Source organism: Thiobacillus denitrificans, from assembly GCF_001530125.1.
In the GTDB taxonomy this organism is placed as follows: Bacteria; Pseudomonadota; Gammaproteobacteria; order Burkholderiales; family Thiobacillaceae; genus Thiobacillus; species Thiobacillus denitrificans_C.
The window spans coordinates 13,399-34,996 of sequence record NZ_LDUG01000006.1 but is presented as its reverse complement, the minus strand read 5'-3'; the positions used below and the strand labels follow the sequence as shown (position 1 = coordinate 34,996).

The 21,598-nt window shown below is 63.4% G+C and carries 26 protein-coding genes; 23 read left to right on the top strand and 3 right to left on the bottom strand.

All coding sequences use genetic code 11. The features are described 5' to 3' along the window. The first annotated feature begins 6 nt into the window (after positions 1-6). From ABW22_RS01770 to ABW22_RS01670, 21 genes are all read left to right on the top strand, one after another. Positions 7-141 carry an entericidin A/B family lipoprotein gene (locus ABW22_RS01770; protein WP_059751398.1) on the top strand — a complete coding sequence of 45 codons (135 nt, stop codon included), beginning with the start codon at positions 7-9 and terminating at the stop codon, positions 139-141. A gap of 5 nt (positions 142-146) precedes the next feature. Then, positions 147-785: a 3-isopropylmalate dehydratase small subunit gene (leuD, locus tag ABW22_RS01765; RefSeq protein ID WP_059751395.1), complete on the top strand. Its 639-nt coding sequence runs from the start codon at positions 147-149 to the stop codon at positions 783-785. Between the two features lie 28 nt (positions 786-813). Further along, positions 814-1,374: a hypothetical protein gene (locus ABW22_RS17130; RefSeq protein ID WP_157648506.1), complete on the top strand. Its 561-nt coding sequence runs from the start codon at positions 814-816 to the stop codon at positions 1,372-1,374. A 17-nt stretch (positions 1,375-1,391) separates the two neighbouring features. After that, positions 1,392-2,468, top strand: coding sequence for a 3-isopropylmalate dehydrogenase (leuB, locus tag ABW22_RS01755; protein WP_059751390.1), 1,077 nt, complete (start codon positions 1,392-1,394; stop codon positions 2,466-2,468). Between the two features lie 88 nt (positions 2,469-2,556). Beyond that, positions 2,557-3,684, top strand: coding sequence for an aspartate-semialdehyde dehydrogenase (gene asd, locus ABW22_RS01750; RefSeq protein ID WP_059751388.1), 1,128 nt, complete (start codon positions 2,557-2,559; stop codon positions 3,682-3,684). A gap of 133 nt (positions 3,685-3,817) precedes the next feature. Further along, positions 3,818-6,199, top strand: a complete 2,382-nt coding sequence (locus tag ABW22_RS01745; RefSeq protein WP_059751386.1) for a FimV/HubP family polar landmark protein — start codon at positions 3,818-3,820, stop codon at positions 6,197-6,199. Continuing rightward, positions 6,192-6,806 carry an energy-coupling factor transporter transmembrane protein EcfT gene (locus ABW22_RS01740; RefSeq protein ID WP_237763191.1) on the top strand — a complete coding sequence of 205 codons (615 nt, stop codon included), beginning with the start codon at positions 6,192-6,194 and terminating at the stop codon, positions 6,804-6,806. The genes ABW22_RS01745 and ABW22_RS01740 overlap by 8 nt, the downstream gene beginning before the upstream one ends. Continuing rightward, on the top strand, positions 6,803-7,582 hold the full coding sequence (gene truA / locus ABW22_RS01735; protein ID WP_059751384.1) for a tRNA pseudouridine(38-40) synthase TruA: 780 nt from the start codon (positions 6,803-6,805) through the stop codon (positions 7,580-7,582). The genes ABW22_RS01740 and truA overlap by 4 nt, the downstream gene beginning before the upstream one ends. After that, positions 7,567-8,184 (top strand): phosphoribosylanthranilate isomerase, encoded by a 618-nt coding sequence (locus ABW22_RS01730; RefSeq protein ID WP_059751381.1) that lies wholly within the window; start codon positions 7,567-7,569, stop codon positions 8,182-8,184. Before truA ends, ABW22_RS01730 begins: the two co-directional genes overlap by 16 nt. Next, complete coding sequence (gene trpB, locus ABW22_RS01725; protein WP_059751379.1) at positions 8,181-9,380, top strand: tryptophan synthase subunit beta; 1,200 nt, start codon at positions 8,181-8,183, stop codon at positions 9,378-9,380. Before ABW22_RS01730 ends, trpB begins: the two co-directional genes overlap by 4 nt. Before the next feature lie 31 nt (positions 9,381-9,411). Continuing rightward, entirely contained in the window at positions 9,412-9,687 is a 276-nt protein-coding gene (locus ABW22_RS01720) for a BrnT family toxin (protein WP_059751376.1), read from the top strand. Then, entirely contained in the window at positions 9,674-9,913 is a 240-nt protein-coding gene (locus ABW22_RS01715; RefSeq protein ID WP_059751374.1) for a hypothetical protein, read from the top strand. Before ABW22_RS01720 ends, ABW22_RS01715 begins: the two co-directional genes overlap by 14 nt. A 129-nt stretch (positions 9,914-10,042) precedes the next feature. Further along, positions 10,043-10,951 (top strand): restriction endonuclease, encoded by a 909-nt coding sequence (locus tag ABW22_RS01710; protein WP_059751336.1) that lies wholly within the window; start codon positions 10,043-10,045, stop codon positions 10,949-10,951. A gap of 3 nt (positions 10,952-10,954) precedes the next feature. Then, the gene (gene trpA / locus ABW22_RS01705) at positions 10,955-11,761 is read left to right on the top strand and encodes a tryptophan synthase subunit alpha (protein ID WP_059751333.1); all 807 of its coding nucleotides are present in this window, start codon (positions 10,955-10,957) and stop codon (positions 11,759-11,761) included. 182 nt (positions 11,762-11,943) lie between these two features. Then, positions 11,944-12,810: an acetyl-CoA carboxylase, carboxyltransferase subunit beta gene (gene accD, locus ABW22_RS01700; RefSeq protein ID WP_059751331.1), complete on the top strand. Its 867-nt coding sequence runs from the start codon at positions 11,944-11,946 to the stop codon at positions 12,808-12,810. A 4-nt stretch (positions 12,811-12,814) separates the two neighbouring features. Next, the gene (gene folC / locus ABW22_RS01695; RefSeq protein ID WP_059751329.1) at positions 12,815-14,092 is read left to right on the top strand and encodes a bifunctional tetrahydrofolate synthase/dihydrofolate synthase; all 1,278 of its coding nucleotides are present in this window, start codon (positions 12,815-12,817) and stop codon (positions 14,090-14,092) included. Next, entirely contained in the window at positions 14,073-14,687 is a 615-nt protein-coding gene (locus ABW22_RS01690; RefSeq protein WP_059751328.1) for an SPOR domain-containing protein, read from the top strand. Before folC ends, ABW22_RS01690 begins: the two co-directional genes overlap by 20 nt. A 2-nt stretch (positions 14,688-14,689) precedes the next feature. After that, a complete protein-coding gene (locus ABW22_RS01685) occupies positions 14,690-15,175 on the top strand; it encodes a CvpA family protein (protein WP_082708346.1) in 486 nt (161 codons plus the stop codon). Between the two features lie 217 nt (positions 15,176-15,392). Further along, complete coding sequence (purF, locus tag ABW22_RS01680; protein ID WP_059751324.1) at positions 15,393-16,916, top strand: amidophosphoribosyltransferase; 1,524 nt, start codon at positions 15,393-15,395, stop codon at positions 16,914-16,916. Between the two features lie 155 nt (positions 16,917-17,071). Continuing rightward, a complete protein-coding gene (locus ABW22_RS01675; protein ID WP_059751322.1) occupies positions 17,072-18,247 on the top strand; it encodes an O-succinylhomoserine sulfhydrylase in 1,176 nt (391 codons plus the stop codon). An 11-nt stretch (positions 18,248-18,258) separates the two neighbouring features. Next, entirely contained in the window at positions 18,259-18,897 is a 639-nt protein-coding gene (locus tag ABW22_RS01670) for a hypothetical protein (protein ID WP_237763190.1), read from the top strand. A 228-nt stretch (positions 18,898-19,125) separates the two neighbouring features. Here the strand turns inward: ABW22_RS01670 and ABW22_RS17695 are convergent, their stop codons facing one another. Further along, entirely contained in the window at positions 19,126-19,332 is a 207-nt protein-coding gene (locus ABW22_RS17695; protein ID WP_059751318.1) for a hypothetical protein, read from the bottom strand. An 81-nt stretch (positions 19,333-19,413) separates the two neighbouring features. On the opposite strand from ABW22_RS17695, the gene ABW22_RS01660 reads away from it, so the two are divergent. Next, a complete protein-coding gene (locus tag ABW22_RS01660) occupies positions 19,414-19,692 on the top strand; it encodes a type II toxin-antitoxin system RelB/DinJ family antitoxin (protein WP_237763189.1) in 279 nt (92 codons plus the stop codon). After that, complete coding sequence (locus tag ABW22_RS01655) at positions 19,664-19,984, top strand: type II toxin-antitoxin system YafQ family toxin (RefSeq protein WP_059751316.1); 321 nt, start codon at positions 19,664-19,666, stop codon at positions 19,982-19,984. The genes ABW22_RS01660 and ABW22_RS01655 overlap by 29 nt, the downstream gene beginning before the upstream one ends. 309 nt (positions 19,985-20,293) lie before the next feature. Here the strand turns inward: ABW22_RS01655 and ABW22_RS01650 are convergent, their stop codons facing one another. Together ABW22_RS01650 and ABW22_RS01645 are read right to left on the bottom strand one after the other, a co-directional pair. Continuing rightward, positions 20,294-21,052 (bottom strand): UDP-2,3-diacylglucosamine diphosphatase, encoded by a 759-nt coding sequence (locus tag ABW22_RS01650; RefSeq protein WP_059751314.1) that lies wholly within the window; start codon positions 21,050-21,052, stop codon positions 20,294-20,296. Further along, complete coding sequence (locus ABW22_RS01645) at positions 21,049-21,540, bottom strand: peptidylprolyl isomerase (protein ID WP_059751313.1); 492 nt, start codon at positions 21,538-21,540, stop codon at positions 21,049-21,051. Before ABW22_RS01645 ends, ABW22_RS01650 begins: the two co-directional genes overlap by 4 nt. Between the last annotated feature and the right edge of the window lie 58 nt (positions 21,541-21,598).

The following is a 21,598-nucleotide window of genomic DNA, read 5'->3' as shown; positions in this document are numbered from 1 at the left end:
AACACCATGAAATCGATGATCGCTGTTTTGATGGCCGCTGCTTTCACCCTGGCGGGCTGCAATACCATGGAAGGTTTTGGCCAGGATGTCCAGAAAGCGGGTGACTCGATCGAAAAAGCCGGCAGCAAGGCCGGTAACTAGTCAGCATGCGGGCATTCACCACACTCAATGGACGGGTGGTGCCGCTCGACCGCGCCAACGTCGACACTGACGCCATCATTCCCAAGCAGTTTTTGAAGTCGATCAAGCGCGCCGGCTTCGGTCCCAACCTGTTCGACGAATGGCGTTATCTCGATCACGGCGAGCCGGGCATGGACCCCGCCACGCGCCAGCCGAATCCGGAATTCGTGCTGAACTTCCCGCGCTACAAGGGTGCCAGCGTGCTGCTGGCGCACGACAACTTCGGTTGCGGCTCGAGCCGCGAGCACGCGCCGTGGGCGCTGGAAGACTACGGCATCCGCGCCATCATCGCGCCGTCCTACGCCGACATCTTCTACAACAACTGCTTCAAGAACGGCATCCTGCCGATCGTGCTCGATGCCGCGGTGGTCGATCGCCTGTTCCGCGAATGCGAAGCCTCCGAGGGCTACCGCCTCAATGTCGATCTCGACAAGCAAACCGTGACCACGCCCGGCGGCGAGGTGCTGGCGTTCGAGGTTGACGGCGGGCGCAAGCATCGCCTGCTCAACGGCCTTGACGACATCGGCCTCACCCTGCTGCAGGCCGACAAGATCAAGGCATATGAAGAACGGCGCAAGCAGGAAGCGCCCTGGCTGTTTGCCTGAGCCGGTGGGTAAATCTGGATTCCAATAGATGAAATCAAAGCTGATTCAATGCCTAGCTGTGGTCATCGGAATTGCCTTGCTGGGTGGGTGCGCCACTACATCGAGAGTGACCAGCGCTGAATCTGAATTGATAGAAAAAAATGTCAAACTGACAGATGTTCATGTGGCAGTACTTCCCGTCAGACTGAATGCGGATGCGCAGCCTCTGCTTGTCGATCCATCTTCTGCATGGATATCTGGAGAGGTTTCCAGGGCGGCTGCTGAAATGGTCGATCTTCTGAAGTTGAGGGGGGTCAGGGCCTCTGCCGTCACGGCGACAGGGAGCGGTGACTTGGGAAAAAGAGAGCCCCCGCATCATGTATTGGTGTTTTCAGTGCCGAGGGCGAGGAAGCAGACCTCGACCAACTTCTCCAGAAAGACTAGGACCGAGACACTCGTGGGTTATGAGGTTGTTCTTCAAGTGTTCGATCCTGTCCAGAAAAAAACCATTTGGAAAGGGCAGGCAAGCATGAGTGTTGGTGCTGAGGACACGGCCAATCCATTGGCAAGAGAATTTCTGGAATTGCTCCAGAGAGACCATTTGATCTAGATAGGGCATTCAATTTTATGAAAGTCGCAATATTGCCCGGTGACGGCATCGGCCCGGAAATCGTCGCGCAGGCGGTCAAGGTGCTGGAGGCGCTGCGTGCCGACGGCGCGAAAATCGAAATGGAGACCGCGCCGATCGGCGGCGCCGGCTATGACGCGGCGGGCGACCCGCTGCCGGAGGCGACGCTGAAACTGGCGCGCGAAGCCGACGCGGTGCTGCTCGGTGCCGTCGGCGGCCCGCAGTACGACACGCTCGACCGCCCGCTGCGCCCCGAGCGTGGCCTCTTGCGCATCCGCAAGGAACTGAACCTGTTCGCCAACCTGCGGCCGGCGCTACTGTATCCCGAGCTCGCGTCGGCGTCCTCGCTGAAGCCAGAAGTGGTGGCCGGGCTCGACCTCATGATCGTGCGCGAGCTCACCGGAGATGTGTATTTCGGGCAGCCGCGCGGGATCGAAATCCGGCCAAGCCCTAATGGTGGGAGTGAGCGCGTCGGCTTCAACACCATGCTGTATGCCGAATCCGAAGTGAGTCGCGTCGCGCACGTCGCGTTCGGCATCGCGATGAAACGCGGCAGGAAGCTGTGCTCGGTGGAGAAGGCCAACGTGCTGGAATGCTCGGAGCTGTGGAAGGAAGTGATGATCGAGGTGTCGAAGGACTACCCCGAGGTCGCGCTCTCCCACATGTACGTCGACAACGCGGCGATGCAGCTGATCCGTGCGCCCAAGCAGTTCGACACCATCGTCACCGGCAACCTCTTCGGCGACATCCTGTCGGATGCGGCGTCGATGCTGTCCGGCTCGATCGGCATGCTGCCGTCGGCCTCGCTGGACGAGCACAACAAGGGCATGTACGAGCCGATCCACGGCTCCGCGCCCGACATCGCCGGCAAAAACCTGGCGAATCCGTTGGCGACGATCCTGTCGCTGGCGATGATGTACCGCTACACCGTCGCCGATCTGGCGACCGCCGACCGCATCGAGGGTGCGGTGAAGAAAGTGATCGCACAGGGCCTGCGCACCGGTGACATCTGGACCGAAGGCACACAGAAGGTGTCGTGCAGCGAGATGGGCGACGCGGTGGTGAAGGCGATTTGAAAACAAGCGGAGAGTCGAGAGCGGAGAGCCGAGAGGGCACCACAAACACTCGACTCTCCACTCTTGGCTCTCGACTAAAGGAGTTGTAATGATGAAAGTAGGGCTGATTGGCTGGCGCGGCATGGTGGGCTCCGTGCTCATGGGCCGCATGAAGGAAGAGCGCGATTTCGACCACATCGATCCGGTGTTCTTTACCACCTCGAACGTCGGCGGCACCGGCCCCGACATCGGTCGCACGATTGATGGGGGGCAGCTGCCGCCGCTGAAGGATGCCGCCAGCATCGACGAGCTGAAACTGTGCGACACCATCATCACCTGCCAGGGCGGCGACTACACGAAGGAAATCTACCCGAAGCTGCGCGCGGCCGGCTGGAACGGCAACTGGATCGATGCCGCCTCGACGCTCAGGATGAAGGACGAGGCCATCATCATCCTCGACCCGGTCAACGGCAATGTGATTCGGGACGGCATCGCCAACGGGGTCAAGACCTACGTCGGCGGCAACTGCACGGTGTCGTTGATGCTGATGGCGATGGGCGGGCTGTTCGACGCCGGGTTGGTCGAATGGGTGTCGCCGATGACCTACCAGGCTGCCTCCGGCGCCGGCGCGCGCAACATGCGCGAACTGATCGCCCAGATGGGCGCGGTGCACGCCGAAGTCGCGGACCTGCTCGACGACCCGGCCTCCGCGATTCTCGAAATCGATCGCAAGGTGGCCGACTTCATCCGTTCCGACCGCTATCCTGTCGACGCCTGGCCGGTGCCGCTGGCGGGCAACCTGATCCCGTGGATCGACGTCGCGCTGGAATCCGGCCAATCGAAGGAAGAATGGAAGGCGCAGGCCGAGGCCAACAAGATCATGCGCCGCAGCGACAAGCCGATCCCCATCGACGGCCTGTGCGTGCGCGTGGGCGCGATGCGCTGCCACTCGCAGGCGCTCACCATCAAACTGACCCGCGATGTGCCGCTGGCCGACATCCACAGCCTGATCGCCGCCCATAACCAGTGGGTGAAGGTGGTGCCGAACGACCGCGACATCACCATGGGCGAACTCACCCCGGCGGCGGTGACCGGCACGCTGACCGTGCCGATCGGCCGCATGCGCAAGCTCACCATGGGGCCCGAGTACCTGACCGCGTTCACGGTCGGCGACCAGTTGCTGTGGGGTGCGGCGGAGCCGCTACGACGCATGCTGCGGATCCTGCTGGAAGCCTGAGCAGATAAAGGCTGAAGGCAGTAAGCTTCGGGCTGGTGCGATTTGTGCACTAAAGATTGTGGCTGGCGAGCCGTCAATAGTGGCGTCAAGGATTCAACAGCTCCGCCGCGCGGGGCGAACAAGGAGATACTGGATGAAATTGAAGCGCTTCACCACCCAACTGGTGGCTGCAGGCCTGATCGCCATGCCACTGATGGCGCATGCTGCAGGGCTGGGCAAACTGTCGGTCACCTCGGCGCTGGGTCAGCCGCTCGCGGCGGAGATCGAGTTGTTCGCGGCAGACAAGGCCGAACTCGACAGCCTGTCGGCCAGCCTCGCTTCCGACCAGGCTTTTCGCGACGCCCGCGTCGAATTTGCCCCGGTGTTGTCCTCCCTGCGCTTTACGGTCGAGAAGCGGCCCAACGGCCGCGCGGTGCTGAAGGTCAGCTCCAGCCGGCCGGTGAATGATCCCTTCATCGACATGCTGGTCGAGCTGAACTGGGCCTCGGGACGGCTGGTGCGCGAATACACCATGCTGCTCGATCCACCCGGCATGGGCGGCGTCCAGACGGTGTCGCCCGTGGCCGTAGCGCCAGCCAGAGCGCCCGCTACCGCACCTGCGGCGGCTCCGCAAGCCTCGACGGCTCCGGCCACGGCCCGCCCGTCGGTGCCCGCCCCGCAGGCCGCGGCGCCCGACCGTGTGACGGTCAAACGGGGTGACACGCTGACGGGGATTGCCAACCGGGTGCGTCCAGAAGGCGTCAGTCTGGAGCAGACCCTGCTGGGGCTCTACCGCGAGAACGACCAGGCTTTTGATGGCAACATGAACCGCCTCAAAGCAGGCAAAACGCTCAACGTGCCGTCGGCTGAAAAAGTGGCGGCCATTCCGCAGCAAGAGGCCGTGCGTGAACTCAGGCTGCAGGCGGATGACTGGCGCGCCTATCGCCAGAAACTGGCCGGCGCGGTCAGCGCTGCCCCGGCGGCCCCGGTCGCCGCGGACCAGGCCAGCAGCGGCAAGATCACCCCCAAGGTGGAAGACCGCGCCAAGCCGGCACCCGAGGCACAGCAGGATGTGCTGAAGTTGTCCAAGGCCACACCGCCGGCAACTGCCGCTGCGGGCAAAGCGGACGAAACCCGTGCCCTGCAGGAAAAGCTTCGCGCCCAGGAAGAAGACGCGACCGCACGTGAAAACGCGCTGCAGGAATCGGATCAGCGCGTGGCCACGCTGGAAAAACAGATTCAGGACATGCAGAAGCTGGTCGAGATGCAGGAGCGGGCGCAAGCTGAAGCACCGGCTTCCGTGCCTGCCGTAGCAGAAGCCCCAGTAGCGTCTGCACCCGCGCCGGTTGCGCTGGCCGTGTCGCCGCTGGTGCCCTCCGAACCCGCCGAGAACTGGTACGCCCCCCTGCTCGCGACCCCGATGTATTGGGGCGGCGGCCTGGCTGCGCTCGGTCTGGGTGGGGTGCTGTGGTGGATGATGGCAGGCGGCGGTCGCCGTCGCAAAACGGGCAGCACCACGCTTGACGATAGCATCATGACCGGCGGTGACGTTCGACCCAATACCGTGATCGGTGCCGCGTCGGGCGGCAGCGTCAATACCGGCGACACCTCCTTCCTCACCGACTTCAGCCAGGCGGGCCTGGGCACCATCGACACCCACGATGTCGACCCCATCGCCGAAGCCGAGGTGTACATGGCCTATGGCCGCGATGCGCAGGCCGAGGAAATCCTCAAGGAGGCCATCAGCAACAATCCGGACCGTCACGAAATCCGCGTCAAGCTGCTGGAAATCTACGCCGCGCAGCACAACACCGTGACGTTCGAGGCGGTCGCCGGCGAGCTCTATGCAGCGCTGGGCAGCAAATCAAGTCCGTTGTGGGACAAGGCCTGCGAAATGGGCCGTAGCATCGACCCGACCAACCCGCTGTACGGCGGCGTGCAGTCGAGTGCAGCCCCGGCAGCCACGGTGGCAGCCACTGCAGCAGTGGCCGGTGGCGCCGTGACGTTTGCCGACGAATCCGCGCCCAAACCCGTCGCCGACGCGCAGACGGCCGCCCCGGTTGAAACCGAGGCTGCGTCCGAGCCCGAACTTGAACCCGAGCCTGAAGTCGTGACTATCAGCGGGCCGCTGGAGTTCGAGTCGGCAGGGCACGTGCTCAATTTCGATTCTCCGTCCGATGAGGTCGTGGCACCCGAGGCGGGCTACGTGGAAATGGACACCCTGGGCCTCGACTTCGACCTGCCTGATCTGGATGTGCCCGCGACGGCGGATGACACACTGAAACTCGATCTGGGCCTGGATGAAGACAACGGTCCCGACAGCAAATTCGATTTCAGCGGCCTCGACCTCGACCTTGGCGAAGCCGGCGGCAACGAACTCGAACTGGACGAAGCCGGCACCAAGCTCGACCTTGCCCGCGCCTATGTTGAAATGGGCGACAAGGAAGGTGCGCGTGAAATCCTCAGCGAAGTGCTGGCCGAAGGCAGCGACAAGCAAAAGGCCGACGCGAAAGGCATGTTGAGTTCGCTTGGTTAAAACGCTCCATCCGGCTGCCCGCATCCTGTTGTGGTGCGGGTGGGCAGTGGCGGTGGAACGCGCCGCGCTGCCTGTGCTGATCATCCTGGCCGTCGCTACCGCGACGGCCTTTCTGTTTGCGCCGGTCCGCCATGAAGGTTGGCGCCTGCTGCGCCGCACCCGCTGGCTACTGGCGGTGCTGCTGCTTACCTATGCCTATGTCCTGCCGGGTACTGCACTGTGGCCGTCGCTGGGATGGGCCAGCCCCAGCGTGGAGGGTCTGCAGCAAGGCGTGCTGCGCGCCGGGCGGCTGGTGCTGATGCTGGCTGGGCTGGCAGTGCTGCTGGCGAATACGTCCCGCCCCCGCCTGATTTACGGCCTCTACACCTTGGCCCGTCCGCTGACCTGGTTCGGCTTCGACCGTCGCGCCTTTGCGGTGCGCCTGGGGCTGACCCTGGACTATGTCGAGCATGCGCCCAAACCGGCGCGCTGGCTGGATGCGCTGCGCGTGCCGCTGTCCGACGAGGCAACGCCCGCCACCTACACCCTCGAGGCCGAGCGCTGGCAAAGCCGCGACAGCGCCGTCATACTCGCGGGCTTGCTTCTGCTGTGGATCGTATTGGCATGAGAATCGTATTGGGTCTGGAGTATTGCGGCGTCGGCTTTTGCGGCTGGCAGTCGCAGCTGCAAGGCTGTGGCGTGCAGGATGCGCTGGCAGCCGCGGTGTCCATCATTGCCGGTGAAAAAATAAGCGTCATCGCCGCCGGACGCACCGACACCGGGGTGCACGCCGCGCTGCAGGTGGTGCATTTCGATACCACGGCGAATCGCCCGCTGACCGCCTGGGTGCGCGGCGTCAACAGCCACCTGCCGGCAGGGGTGGCCGTGCTGTGGGCGCGCGAAGTCGGCGAGGATTTCCATGCGCGGTTTGCCGCCACCCATCGCGGCTACCGCTACGTGTTGCTGAATCACCCCGTGCGACCTGCGATCAACCACGGGCTGATCGGCTGGTATCACCGTCCGCTCGATGCCGCCGCGATGAACCTGGCCGCGGCGCACCTGATCGGGCAGCACGATTTTTCCGCCTTCCGCGCCGCTGCATGCCAGGCCAAATCGCCCGTCAAGGAACTGCGGCTGGCGCACGTCGAGCGGCGTGGCGATTATCTTTTTTGCGACTTCCGCGCCGACGGCTTCCTGCACCACATGGTGCGCAACCTCATGGGTTGCCTCGTCCAGGTCGGCGCAGGCAGCCAGCCGCCCGAGTGGCTGCACGAGATCCTGGCCGGCCGCGACCGCACGCTTGCTGCGCCCACCTTCGACGGCGCTGGGCTGTATCTCACCCACATCCGGTATCCTGCGCACTTTGGCTTGCCGGAAACCTCAGACCGATGGCTGTACGCGTAAAAATCTGCGGCATCACCCGACTGCAGGACCTGCATGCCGCCTGTGATGCCGGGGCGGACGCACTGGGTTTCGTGTTCTACGAAAAAAGCCCGCGCCACGTGACCATCGAAACCGCCGCCGCACTGCTGCGCGAACTGCCGCCGTTCGTGCAATCGGTCGGGCTGTTCGTCAACGCCGAACCGGCCTTCATTGAATCGGTGTTGCAGGCCGTTCCGCTCGACCTGCTGCAGTTTCACGGCGATGAGACGCCGATCGACTGCGCGCGCTACGGCCGGCCCTATATCAAGGCGGTGCGCGTGAACCGGGACACGGATTTGCTAAAATACGCGGCTGACTTCGATGCCGCGCGCGGCCTGCTGCTCGACGCTTGGGTGCCCGGCGTGCCGGGCGGCACCGGCGAGCGGTTCGACTGGCGCCTGATTCCGCCGGATCTGCCCAAACTGGTCATCCTGTCGGGCGGACTGACGCCGGACAACGTCGCCGAAGCGGTGCAAGGAGTGCGCCCCTGGGCGGTGGATGTGTCCTCCGGCGTCGAGGCAATAAAAGGAATCAAGGACGCGCACAAGATTGCGCAATTCATTGCGAAAGCGAAAGCATCATGAAACTGACTGATCTCCCCGATTCCCGCGGCCACTTCGGCCCTTACGGCGGCATTTTCGTCGCCGAAACCCTGATGGCGGCGCTGGAAGAATTGCGCGTCGAGTATGACCGCGCGCGCAACGATCCCGCCTTCATCGCCGAATTCGAATACGAGCTGAAGCACTACGTCGGCCGCCCCAGCCCGGTGTATCACGCCAAACGGCTTTCCGAGCAATACGGCGGCGCGCAGATCTTTCTCAAGCGCGAAGACCTCAACCACACCGGCGCGCACAAGATCAACAACACCATCGGCCAGGCGATACTGGCGCGGCGCATGGGCAAGAAGCGCGTCATCGCCGAGACCGGCGCCGGTCAGCACGGTGTCGCCTCGGCCACCGTCGCCGCGCGCTACGGCATGGAATGCGTGGTCTACATGGGCGCCGAAGACGTCATCCGCCAGGCGCCCAACGTCTTTCGCATGAAGCTGCTCGGTGCCACCGTGGTGCCGGTATCTTCCGGATCCAAAACTTTGAAGGATGCGCTCAACGAAGCGATGCGCGACTGGGTCACCAACGTCGAGTCGACCTTCTACATCCTCGGCACCGCCGCCGGCCCGCATCCGTACCCCATGCTGGTGCGCGACTTCCAGTGCGTGATCGGCCGCGAATGCCTCACCCAGATGCCCGAGCTGACCGGCCGCCAGCCCGATGCGGTGATCGCCTGCGTCGGTGGCGGCTCCAATGCCATCGGCATTTTCCATCCCTACATCCCGTATGAAGGCGTGCGCCTGATCGGTGTCGAAGCCGGTGGCTCCGGGATTGCTTCCGGCAAACATGCCGCGCCCTTGTCGGCCGGCACCCCGGGCGTGCTGCACGGCTTCCGCAGCTATCTGATGCAGGACGAAAACGGCCAGATCATCGAAACCCACTCCATCTCCGCCGGCCTCGACTACCCCGGCGTCGGCCCCGAGCACAGCTATCTGAAGGACGCCGGCCGCGCCGAATACGTTGTCATCAACGACGACGAAGCCCTGGCCGCCTTCCACGACCTGTGCCGGCTTGAAGGCATCATTCCCGCGCTCGAATCCAGCCATGCCGTTGCGCAGGCGAAAAAACTCGCGCCGACCATGAAGAAAGACCAGATCATCCTGGTGAATCTCTCCGGGCGCGGCGACAAGGACATCGACACCGTGGCGAAGCTGTCGGGGATTACGCTGTAAGCATGGCCGTGCACCTGGCGGAAAATGTGCGATGCTGAAGTTTGCTTGGGATGCGGCCAAGGCTGCGGCGAACCTGGCGAAACACGGTGTTTCGTTTGAAGAGGCGGCGACGGTGTTTGGCGATCCGCTGGCGCTGACATTCGACGACCCGGACCACTCGGTGGATGAGCATCGCCTGCTCACTTTTGGCGTGTCGGATCGCAACCGGGTGTTGCTGGTGGTCAATGTTGAACGTGGCCGCATCTTGAGAATCATCAGCGCCCGCAAGGCGACTAAACACGAGCGAGGTATTTATGAGCAAGATTAAAGATGAAATGCGGGCCGAATACACGCGCAAGGACTTGGGCAAGGGTGTGCGCGGGAAGTACTTTGAACGTTACTCGAAAGGCACCAATCTTGTTTTGCTGAACGACAAGGTTGCAAAAGCCTTTCCGACTTCGGAAGCGGTGAATCAGGCCTTGCTAGGGTTGCTGAACCTTACGGAACAAACAACGCGTATTACCGTGCAAGCAAAGCGTACAGCGCGCAAGTGAGCGCTGTCTGGTTTGATCTGCCTGCCTTGAACACATGAACATGAATGAAATTCAATTGGGGCGTACCTCCAAGCGCGGCGACAAGGACATCAACACCGTGGCGAAGCTGTCGGGGATTACGCTGTAAGCATGGCTATCCCCGATTTCCAAAGCGTTTTCCTGCCGCTTCTGAAAGCCTGTGCGGATGGTCAGGAACATACCAAGCAGGAATTGCTGCCGTTGCTGACAAAGCAGTTTGCACTGACTGAGACGGAGCTTTCAATCAAGCTCGCCAGCGGCAAGCAGGGTATGTTTGATAACCGTGTGGGCTGGGCAAAGAGCTATCTCAAACAGGCGGGGTTACTTGAGAACTTGCGGCGTGGCGTTTTCAGGATTACCGCACGTGGATTGCAGGTTCTGAATGAGAACCCACAGCCCTTGAATGTCAGGTATCTGAAGCGCTTTCCTGAGTTTGTGATTTTTAATGCGGGCAAGCCAAAGGACGAGAGCAAGTTTGTTGAGTCAGCTTTAGTAAATCCTGAAACACCCGACGAACTCATTGCTGGGGGCTACAAACAAATACGCGAGGCACTGGCTATCGAGTTGCTGGATCGAATCAAAAGCGTCAGGCCATCACGTTTTGAGGAACTGGTCGTCGAGTTGCTGCTGAAGATGGGTTATGGCGGCACGCAGGAAGACGCGGGGCGGGTGGTTGGGAAAAGTGGTGATGGCGGCATCGATGGCATCATCAATGAAGACCGGCTCGGGCTGGATGTGATCTACATCCAGGCCAAGCGGTGGGAGGCGGATGTTGGCCGCCCCGAGATTCAGAAATTTGTAGGTGCGCTGGCGGGGAACAAGGCAAGCAAAGGCGTTTTCATTACCAGCGCGGGCTTTTCCAAAGGCGCGACTGACTACGCGGCGCAAGTGAATCACCGGGTCGTTCTGATCGACGGCCCGATGCTGGCAGAACTGATGATGGACCACGATCTGGGCGTTTCCACCAAAGATGTTTATACGGTGAAGCGCCTGGACACTGATTATTTTGAAGAAGACTGAACCATGAGCCGCATCGGCCAGACCTTTATCGCGCTCAAAGCGCACAACAAGAAAGCCCTGATTCCCTTCATCACCGCCGGCGATCCCGGAAAGGGGCTGACGGTGCCGCTGATGCACGTGCTGGTGGAAGCCGGTGCCGACATCATCGAACTCGGGGTGCCGTTTTCCGACCCGATGGCCGACGGTCCGGTGATTCAGCGCGCGTCCGAGCGGGCGCTGGCAAACAAGGTCGGGCTCAAAGATGTGCTGGCGATGACGGCGGAATTCCGCAAGACCAATACGACGACGCCGGTGGTGCTGATGGGCTATGCCAATCCGGTCGAGCACATGGGCTACGAGACCTTTGCCAAGGCGGCGAAGGCGGCCGGGGTGGACGGCGTGCTGACGGTGGACATTCCGCCCGAGGAATCTGCGGGTGTGTCGGACGTCTTCAAGGCATATGGTCTCGACCCGATTTTCCTGTTGTCGCCGACCACGCCCGAATCGCGGGTGGAACAGGTGGCGGCGGTCGCCGGCGGTTTCATTTACTACGTCTCGCTCAAGGGGGTGACGGGGTCGGCCAATCTCGATATGGATGAAGTGGCGCAAAAGCTTGCCATCATCCGCAAGCATTGCAACCTGCCGGTCGGCGTGGGCTTCGGCATTCGTGACGCGGCGACCGCCGAGGCGGTGGCGCGGATTGCCGACGCCGTGGTGGTGGGCAGCCGCATCGTGAGCGAGATCGAGACCGCGCCGGAAGGCGAGTGCGCCACCCGCGTCAAGCAGCTGGTGGCCGAGTTGCGCCGCGGCGTCGACGCCGCATCGAAATAAACCTGAAAACCCCACCACAGAGACACAGAGGCACGGAGAACGGCAGAAAATCAATGGGTTGTTTATCAACCCGCCTTCACCCATCGGGTGGGCGCACTGACACATGCAAGGTGTTGTTTTTCCTCTGTGCGCTCTGTGCCTCTGTGGTTCAACTGCGGTTTCAAGGATAAACGGAGAAAAACATGAGCTGGTTCCAAAAAATACTGCCGCCTAAAATCAAGCGCCGGGTCGAGGCACGCAAATCGATGCCGGAAGGGCTGTGGTCGAAGTGCCCGGCGTGCAACGAGGTGCTCTACCGTGCCGACCTTGAAAGCAACCTGGAGGTGTGCCCCAAGTGCGGCCACCATCACCGAATCGGTGCTCGCGCGCGGCTGGCCATGCTGCTGGATGCCGAGGGTCAGCACGAGATCGGCGCGCAGGTGACGCCGCTCGACCCGCTGAAATTCAAGGACGGCAAGAAATATCCAGACCGCCTGAAGGAAGCGCAGGCCGGCACCTCGGAAACCGACGCGCTGGTCGTGCTGGGCGGCAGCGTCAAGGCGGTGCCGGTGGTGGCGGCGGCGTTCGAGTTCAAGTTCATGGGCGGATCGATGGGCTCGGTGGTGGGCGAACGTTTTGTCCTCGGCGTGGAAGCGGCGATCGAATCGAACTCGGCCTTCATCTGCTTTGCCGCCAGCGGCGGCGCGCGCATGCAGGAAGGCCTGTTTTCGCTGATGCAGATGGCAAAAACCTCGGCCGCGCTGACGCAGTTGTCGCGCAACCGCCTGCCCTTCATTTCGGTGCTGACCGACCCCACCATGGGCGGCGTGTCGGCCAGTTTCGCCATGCTGGGCGACCTGATCGTCGCCGAGCCCAATGCGCTGATCGGCTTTGCCGGCCCGCGCGTGATCGAGCAGACGGTGCGCGAGACGCTGCCGGAAGGCTTTCAGCGTGCGGAGTTCCTGGTCGACAAGGGCGCCGTCGACCGCATCATCGACCGCCGCCAGATGCGCGACGAACTCGCCGCCGCGCTGGCGATGATGATGGGCCGGCCCGCGCTGGCTGCGTAGGGCTGTGGTGACACGCTCGGGTCTTTCGCTGGCCGATTGGCTGGCGCGGCTGGAGCGGCTGCATCCCAGCACCATCGAACTGGGTCTCGACCGGGTGTGCCGGGTCAGGGATGCGATGGGCCTGGCGCCGGCTTTCCCGCTCATCCTCGTCGGCGGCACCAACGGCAAAGGCTCCACCTGCGCCTATCTGGAAGCCATCCTCGGTGCCGCCGGTTACAAAACCGGCCTTTACACCTCGCCGCATCTGCTGCGCTACAACGAGCGGGTGCGGATCGCCGGGCAGGAATCCCCCGACGCCGAACTGGTGCAGGCGTTTGAGCGGATCGACGCCGCGCGCGGCGACACCTCGCTGACCTATTTCGAATTCGGCACGCTGGGCGCGATGGCGCAGTTCATCGACGCCAGCGTCGACGTGGCCATACTTGAGGTCGGTTTGGGCGGGCGGCTCGACGCGGTGAACGTGTTCGACGCAGAGGCCGCGATCGTCACCAGCGTCGATCTCGACCACATGGAATATCTGGGCGACACCCGCGAGCAAATCGGCTTCGAGAAAGCGGGGATCTACCGTGCGGGCCGCCCCGCCATTTGCGCTGACCCTGCGCCGCCCGCTAGTCTGCTCGAGCATGCCCGGCAAATCGGCGCCGACCTGCGTTGCGTGGAGCGGGACTTTTCCGCGCAGCGCGAGGGCGACCAGTGGACCTATCGCGGTCAGGCTGTCAGCTGGCCGGCACTGCCGCTGCCCGCCATGGCGGGCACCTTCCAGTTGCGCAATGCAGCCGCTGCGCTGGCGGCGCTGGAGGCCGTGCGCGCCCGCCTGCCGGTGAGCGAGGCGGCGATCCGCCAGGGGCTGGCGCAGGCACGTGTGGCGGGGCGGTTCCAGCGCATTGCCCGTGCGCCTGACGTCATTCTCGACGTGGCGCACAACCCGGAAGCGGCGCGGGCGCTGGCCGCCACCCTGCGCGAGCAGCCGGTGGCCGGGCGCACGCTGGCGGTGGTGGGCATGCTGGCCGACAAGGATACGGCGGGCGTGTTCGCCGCATTGCAGGGCGAGATCGATGCGTGGTGGACGTGCAGGCCCGACTCGCCGCGGGCGCAGGATGCCGCGGCGCTGGCCGCCACCCTGCGCGTGCATGCGGGCAGCGCACCGATCAGCGTGCAGCCGGATGTGAACACGGCGCTCGCGGAGGCGCAAAGCGCGGCGCGCGAAGGTGATAGAATTCTCGTCTTCGGTTCGTTCCATACCGTAGCTGCCGTCCTCGACCATGCCGCCATCCAGCAGTGAAAATGACCTCAAACGCCTTGCCCGGCGCCGCCTGATTGGCGCGGTTGCGCTGACCTTGTTGGCGGTGATTGTGCTGCCGCTGCTGCTGGAAGACGAGCCGCCGCCGGCGAGTTCGCTGGCCGTGCACATGGAGGCCGCACCGCAACCGGTGCTCGATACCGCGGCGCAGCCGGATCCGGCAGACGAACCCGACGTGGCAGCCGCGCCGCCATCCCCGCCCGCGTCGCAACCCGCGCCTCAGGTCGAACCCGCCAAGCCGGTGCCTCAGGCCGAGCCCGCCCCCAAACCTGAACCAGTCAAAGCGGCACCGGTCGAACCCGTGTCCGTTCCGCCCCCGCTGCCCAAGCCCGCTGCGGCGCCTGCGCCGCAAGCAGCCAGCGAGGCATTCGTGGTGCAACTGGCCGCCCTGTCCGATTCCGCCAAGGCCCAGGCACTCAAGGCGCGCGCCGCCGAGGCCGGCTTGCCGGCCTATACGGACAAGGTGGGTGCCTTGACGCGCGTGCGGGTGGGTCCCTATCCCTCGCGCGAAGCCGCTGTGGCGGCCGCGGTGAAACTGGCCGAAAACGGCATGACCGGGCAGATCCTTACAAAGTGAGCATGCTCGACCTCATTGTGGTGCTGGTGCTGATCCTCACCGTGGTGCGCGGCCTGATGCTCGGCATGGTCGACACGCTGTTCTCGCTGGCGGCCTGGGTGCTGGCGTTTATGCTGGGCAAGTGGGGTGCGTTGATGGTGGCGCCGCTGCTGCCGATCGGGACCGAAAACCCGGCGATCCGCTATTTTGCCGGCTTTGCGGTGATCTTTCTGCTGGTGCTGATCGGCGTGCTGCTGCTGGGGCATGTGCTGGCCTCGCTGGTCAAGGCGGTTGGACTGGGCGGTGCCGACAAGGTGCTGGGCGGGGTGGTGGGGCTGGCCAAGGGGCTGGTGATTCTGATCGGCCTGACACTTGCCGCCGGGCTGACCTCGCTGCCGCGCACCGACTTCTGGAAACAGGCCATGCTGTCGGACAGCCTGCAGGCGATGGCGCAGCGCGCCTTGCCGCTGCTGCCGACAAACGTGGCGAAATACGTTCGTTTTGAGTGATCCCGGAAAAAGCAGTTAACCACAGAGTCACAGAGGCACAGAGTTGAAAAACAAGGAACGAAGTCCTGTACGTATCATTCTCCGGTTTGGCGACGGTAAGTCTTTCTGCAACCTGTTGTTTTCTCTGTGTCCCAAGGGATACCGTCCCTGCGGGACATATCTCTGTGGTAAATGAACTGAGGTTTTTAAGACCCAATTTTATGAATAGGTGCGCAGCATGTGCGGGGTAATCGGAGTTGTTGCCAATTCGGCAGCCAATCAGTTCCTGTACGACGGCCTGATGGTGTTGCAGCATCGCGGGCAGGATGCGGCGGGGATCGTGACCGCGGAGGAAAGCCGCTTTCACCTGCACAAGGGGCCGGGGCTGGCGCGCGACGTGTTCCGCACCCGCGACATGCGCAGCCTGCTGGGCGACATGGGGGTGGCCCATGTGCGCTATCCCACCGCGGGCAGCGCGTCGTCGTCGGCCGAATCGCAGCCGTTCTACGTGAACTCGCCGTATGGCATCGTCCTCGGGCACAACGGCAACCTCACCAACACCCACGAACTGAAGGAATCGCTGTTCCGCACCGACCTGCGCCACGTCAACACCAATTCGGATTCCGAGGTGTTGCTGAACGTCCTGGCGCATGAACTTCAGGTGCGTGCCTCCGGGCGACAACTCAGTCTGGACACGATTTTCGGCGCCGTCGCTGGCGTGCATGCGCGCTGCAAGGGTGCCTATGCGGTGACCGCCTTCATCGCCGGCTATGGCCTGCTGGCGTTCCGCGACCCGTACGGCATTCGCCCCCTGGTGATCGGCATCAACGATCAGGTCCTGCCGCACGAATACATCGTGGCGTCGGAAAGCGTGGCGATCGACGCCTTGGGCTTTCGCTTGCTGCGTGACGTGGCGCCGGGCGAGGCGGTGTTCATCGATTACCAGCGCCAGTTGCACAGCCGCATGTGCAGTGACAAGTCAGTGCTCAATCCCTGCATTTTCGAATACGTCTACCTGGCGCGCCCGGATTCGGTGATAGACGGCGTCTCGGTCTACAGCGCGCGTCTGGCGATGGGCGTTTCGCTGGCCGAAAAAATCAAACGCGAATTCGCCCACCTGAAGATCGACGTGGTGATTCCGATTCCCGATACCAGCCGGCCCTCCGCGCTGCAGCTGGCCAATCACCTCAACGTGCCGTACCGCGAAGGCTTCATCAAGAACCGCTACATCGGGCGCACCTTCATCATGCCGGGGCAGGCGCTGCGCAAGAAATCGGTGCGGCAGAAACTCAATGCCATCGGCGAAGAATTCAAGGGCAAGAACGTGCTGTTGGTCGACGACTCCATCGTGCGCGGCACCACCAGCCGCGAGATCGTGCAGATGGCGCGCGATGCCGGTGCCGAGAAGGTGTACTTCGCTTCGGCCTCGCCGCCGGTGCGCTTTTCAAACGTGTACGGCATCGACATGCCGACACGCAACGAGCTGATCGCAAACGGCCGCACCGACGCGGAGATCGCGCGCGAAATCGGCTGCGATGCGATGATCTACCAGGATCTCGACGCCATGGTCAACGTGGTGCGTGCGGGCAACCCCGAGATTCCCGACTTCGATACCTCGTGCTTCGACGGCCGTTACATCACCGGCGACGTCACCCTGGAGTACCTCAATTACGTCGAAGCCGTGCGCAACGGTGAAACCCCGTCGCTGGCGGCGCTGTCGACCCAGCAACTCGACCTCAACCTGGCGACGAATAACGGTTGACCCCGCGGGGCGCCGGGCGTAAATTTGGTCGCGTAATGCAGTAGGCGCCGATTTGAACCTCAGCTTGCGGGCGCTCAATAAATACGGCTAAAGCGTCGCCAGGGAAACCCCGAATCGCGCGCGCTGTTCGGGGTTTTTTTATTTTGGAGTCGAACATGAACCACGACGAATACGACATCGAAACGCTGGGCGTCCGCGCCGGCACGGTGCGCAGCCAGTTCAACGAGCATTCGGAGGCACTGTTCCTCACCTCCAGCTTCGTGTTCGCTAGCGCGGCCGAGGCGGCGGCGCGCTTCAAGGGCGAGCAGCCCGGCCCGATCTACGCGCGCTTCACCAACCCCACCGTCAGCATGATGGAAGACCGGCTGGCGGCGCTCGAAGGTGCCGAGCGCTGCGTGGCGTTCGCGTCCGGCATGGCGGCGATCCTGGCGACCGTGATGGGGCTGATGAAGGCCGGCGAGCATGTCGTCGCGTCGCGCTCGATTTTCGGCTCGACGGTCCAGTTGTTTTCCAACATCCTCGGCCGCTTCGGCATCGAGACGACCTATGTGTCGCCGACCGACCCGGCCGAGTGGCGCGCGGCGGTGAAGCCGAATACCAGGCTGTTCTTCGTCGAGTCGCCGTCCAATCCGCTCACCGAAGTGAGCGACATCCGCGCGCTCGCCGATATCGCGCACGAGGCAGGCGCGTGGCTCGCGGTCGACAACTGCTTCTGTTCGCCGGCGCTGCAACAGCCGTTGAAACTCGGCGCCGACATCGTGATCCATTCCGCTACCAAGTATCTCGACGGCCAGGGCAGGGTGCTCGGCGGCGCGGTGCTCGGCAGCCAGGCGCTGATGGAAGGCGTCTATACCTTCCTGCGCACCGCCGGGCCGACGCTGTCGGCGTTCAACGCCTGGGTGATCCTGAAGGGCATGGAGACGCTTGCGCTGCGCATGGAGGCGCATTCGAAAAACGCGCTGGCGCTGGCGCAATGGCTGGAAGCACAGCCGCAGGTTGCGCGTGTGTGGTATCCCGGCCTGCCGTCGCACCCGCAGCACCAACTGGCGATGGCACAGCAGAAAACCGGCGGCGGCATCGTCGCGTTCGAGCTCAAGGGCGGCCAGGCGGCCGCGTGGAAGCTGATCGACGCGACCAAAATGCTGTCGATCACAGCCAACCTGGGCGACACCAAGACCACCATCACCCATCCGGCCACCACCACGCACAGCCGCGTGACGGCGGAACAGCGCGCGGCGGCCGGCATCGGCGACGGCCTGGTGCGCATCGCGGTGGGGCTGGAATCGCTGGCCGATATCCAGAATGATCTGATACGAGGGTTTGCAGAATGAGAACGTGGCTGATGTTGTTCCTGTTGGGGGTTGGTACTGTCCACGCGGCCGACATGATCGCATTGCGTTATGTCGACCAGGATCCCGGCGATCCGTCCTACCTGACGCGCATCCTGGTCACCGCGGACTATATGCGCATGGATGACGGCAATGACGACGGCGACTTCCTGCTGCTTGACCGCCGCCAGCGCCAGGTCACCAACGTCACGCGCGACAACAAGCTGGCGATGGTGTTCACTGCCGGCGCCTTGCCGCCCAAACCCGCTGGCTGGAAACCCCGTCTCGACACGCAGCCGGCCGCGCCGGGCACGCAGCGTTTCAGTCTGGTGCTGAAGGAGGTGGTGTGCAGCGAGGGCGTGGCCGCCCGTGCTGCCGCGCCGGATGCGGCACGCGCGATGGCCGAGCTGAAATTCGTGCTGGCCGCCATGCAGTACCGCGTATGGGAGGCGTCGCCGCGTGAACTGCAGCACGACTGTGATCTGGCGAACCTGGTGTGGGAATCCGGCGCCACGCTCAAACTCGGCCTGCCGCTGGAGGAACGCGAGTACACCGGACGCACGCGGCAGCTTGAAAGCGAATCGAAACACCCCCTGCAGCCCGAACTGTTCCGCGTGCCGGAAGGCATGACGGCGATCAACGCGCCGTCATGAACCTGGAAAAGCGGTTGAACCACAGAGGCACAGAGACACAGAGACACAGAGACACAGAGAAACCCGTTAAACCAGGTGTCATTCGACTGGCTTACCCGATGGGGGATCGCGAGCGTGCCGCAATATCCTGTTTTTTTCCTCTGTGCCTCTGTGGTGAAAAATTCAGATTAAATTTTCAACCCGGAGCGCACAGCCAGCGGCGTCGCACGCCACATAGCCCCAGCGGGCTTACCAGTCCGGCACCACCCAGCGCTCGCAGTCCTGTCCATCGATCGCATGCAGATGCCGCGCCGGCCGATGGGTATGGCCGTGGATCAGGCGGCAGACCTGTCGCTCGCGTAGCACGTGCACCACTTCCTCGGCATTCACATCCTTGATCGCGGCCGGCTTGCCGGCCTTGGCCGCTTCGCTGCCCGTCCGCGCCTGACGTGCCACATGCTCGGGGCTCTGTTAATGGCTGACTTGAATGCGTCTCAAAAGAGATACATAATGCAAATTTTATAGGAGGGTCATACCGTGGCGCATACCTCGATGCTGCACGTCCGCGTGGACGACGAAGTGAAGGCTCAGGCCAGCGAGGCCCTGGCAGCCATGGGCTTGTCCGTTTCGGATGCCGTGCGTATTTTGCTCAAGCGCGTGGTCAATGACCAGGCCTTTCCGCTGGAACTGAAGGTGCCGAACGCCCCGACACAAGCCGCCATTGAAGAGTCGCGCGCGATGATGAAGGCCCGCCAGGCGCGTTTCGAGACTGCTGAAGCCTTGTTCGATGACCTCGAAAAAACCCGTCAGCGCTAAACGGGCGCCGCTGCCGCGGGCAACGGACTACACCAAGGCGTTTCAAAAAGACTGGGAACGGCTCTCGCGCTCCGGCCGCTACGACATGAAGCGGCTCAAGGAGGTGATGCTGTTGCTCATTGCCAACGATGCCCCGCTCGGGCCGGAGTGGCTCGATCACCCGCTCAAGGGCGAATGGGCCGACCATCGGGAGTGTCACGTCGGCGGCGACTTCCTGCTGATCTACCAGGTCGAGGGCAAGCTGATCAACTTCGTTCGTGCCGGCACCCACTCGGAGTTGTTTGAGGCATAGTGGCCCTGCGACTGCAGCGGACCCGCCACAAAGCGGCCAATAGACAATCCGGGTTAATTCGTGGCGAGGGCGTCCCTCCTGCAGGTGAGCGCTTGTGTGGGAGGCCCGCCCCCGGGCCGAATGCTGGCGGTTGCGCGGCGCCGGTGCGTGGCTGTTGCCGACTTGTCGGCTTTACAGCGACGGCCTGCCCCTTGCGGGTGCGCCTACTTCAAACCTCACTTGGCCGGATCAAATAAGCTGCGCAAGCGGGCAAGTCGTTGGTTATCTCCCGCAAGCGGGCGAGGGGACGAACGAGTCGCTGCGCGAGTTTTACGCTAAATATTCAATCCTGAGCGCACAGCCGGCGGCGTCGCACGCCACATAGCCCCAGCGGGCATACCAGTCCGGCACCACCCAGCGCTCGCAGTCCTGTCCATCGATCGCATGCAGATGCCGCGCCGGCCGATGGGTATGGCCGTGGATCAGGCGGCAGACCTGTCGCTCGCGCAGCACGTGCACCACTTCCTCGGCATTCACATCCATGATTTCGGCCGGCTTGCCGGCCTTGGCCGCTTCGCTGCCCGCCCGCGCCTGACGTGCCAGGCGGTGGCGCAGCGCCAGCGGCAGGCGGCGCAGCAACGCTAGCGTCAGCGGGTGCCGCACCCGGCGGCGAAACGCCTGGTAGGCGGTGTCGTCGGTACACAGCGTATCGCCGTGCATCAGCAGCGTCGGCACGCCATACAGATCAATCCGGGCGGGGTCGGCCAGCAGCGTCATGCCGGACTGTGCGGCGTAGCGCGCGGCCAGCATGAAGTCGCGGTTGCCGTGCATGAAATACACCGGCGTGCCTGCATCAACGAGGGACTTGAGCTGGCGCGCGGTGTCGTGCGCCACCTGCGCGTCGTGGTCGTCGCCGACCCAGGCATCGAACAGGTCGCCGAGGATGTAGAGCGCATCCGCACCGGCAGCGTCTTCCTGCAGAAAGCGAAAAAAACGCCCGGTGGCGACCGGGCGTTCGTCAGTCAGGTGCAGGTCGGCAACAAAGAAGCTGCGACCTGTTGTTCCCGGCGAGGGCGGGCTCGTCTTCAGACGATTTCCGCCTGGGTGATGACCACGTCTTCCAGCGGCACGTCCTGGTGCCCGGCGCGGTTGCCGGTTTTCAGCTTCTTGATCTTGTCGATCACGTCCGTGCCTTCGACGACCTTGCCGAACACGGCGTAGCCGTAGCCCTGCGGCGTGGGCGCAGTGAAGTTGAGGAAGCTGTTGTTGGCGATGTTGATGAAGAACTGCGCGGTGGCCGAACCGGGATCGGAAGTGCGCGCCATGGCGACGGTGTAGGCCTCGTTTTTCAGGCCGTTGGCGGCTTCGTTCTCGATCGGGCCACGGGTGGGCTTTTGCGTCATGCCGGGCTCGAAGCCGCCGCCCTGGATCATGAAGCCGTCGATCACGCGGTGGAAAACCGTGCCGTCGAAAAACCCGTCGCGCACGTATTGCAGGAAGCTTTCCACCGTTTTCGGCGCTTTCTCGGCGTCGAGTTCGAGGGTGATGATGCCGTGATTGGTGTGCAGCTTGACCATGTGTGTCCTAAAGAAAAGTAAGGTAAAAGAGCTTCCGGTGGCCGTTTTTGCGGCATCG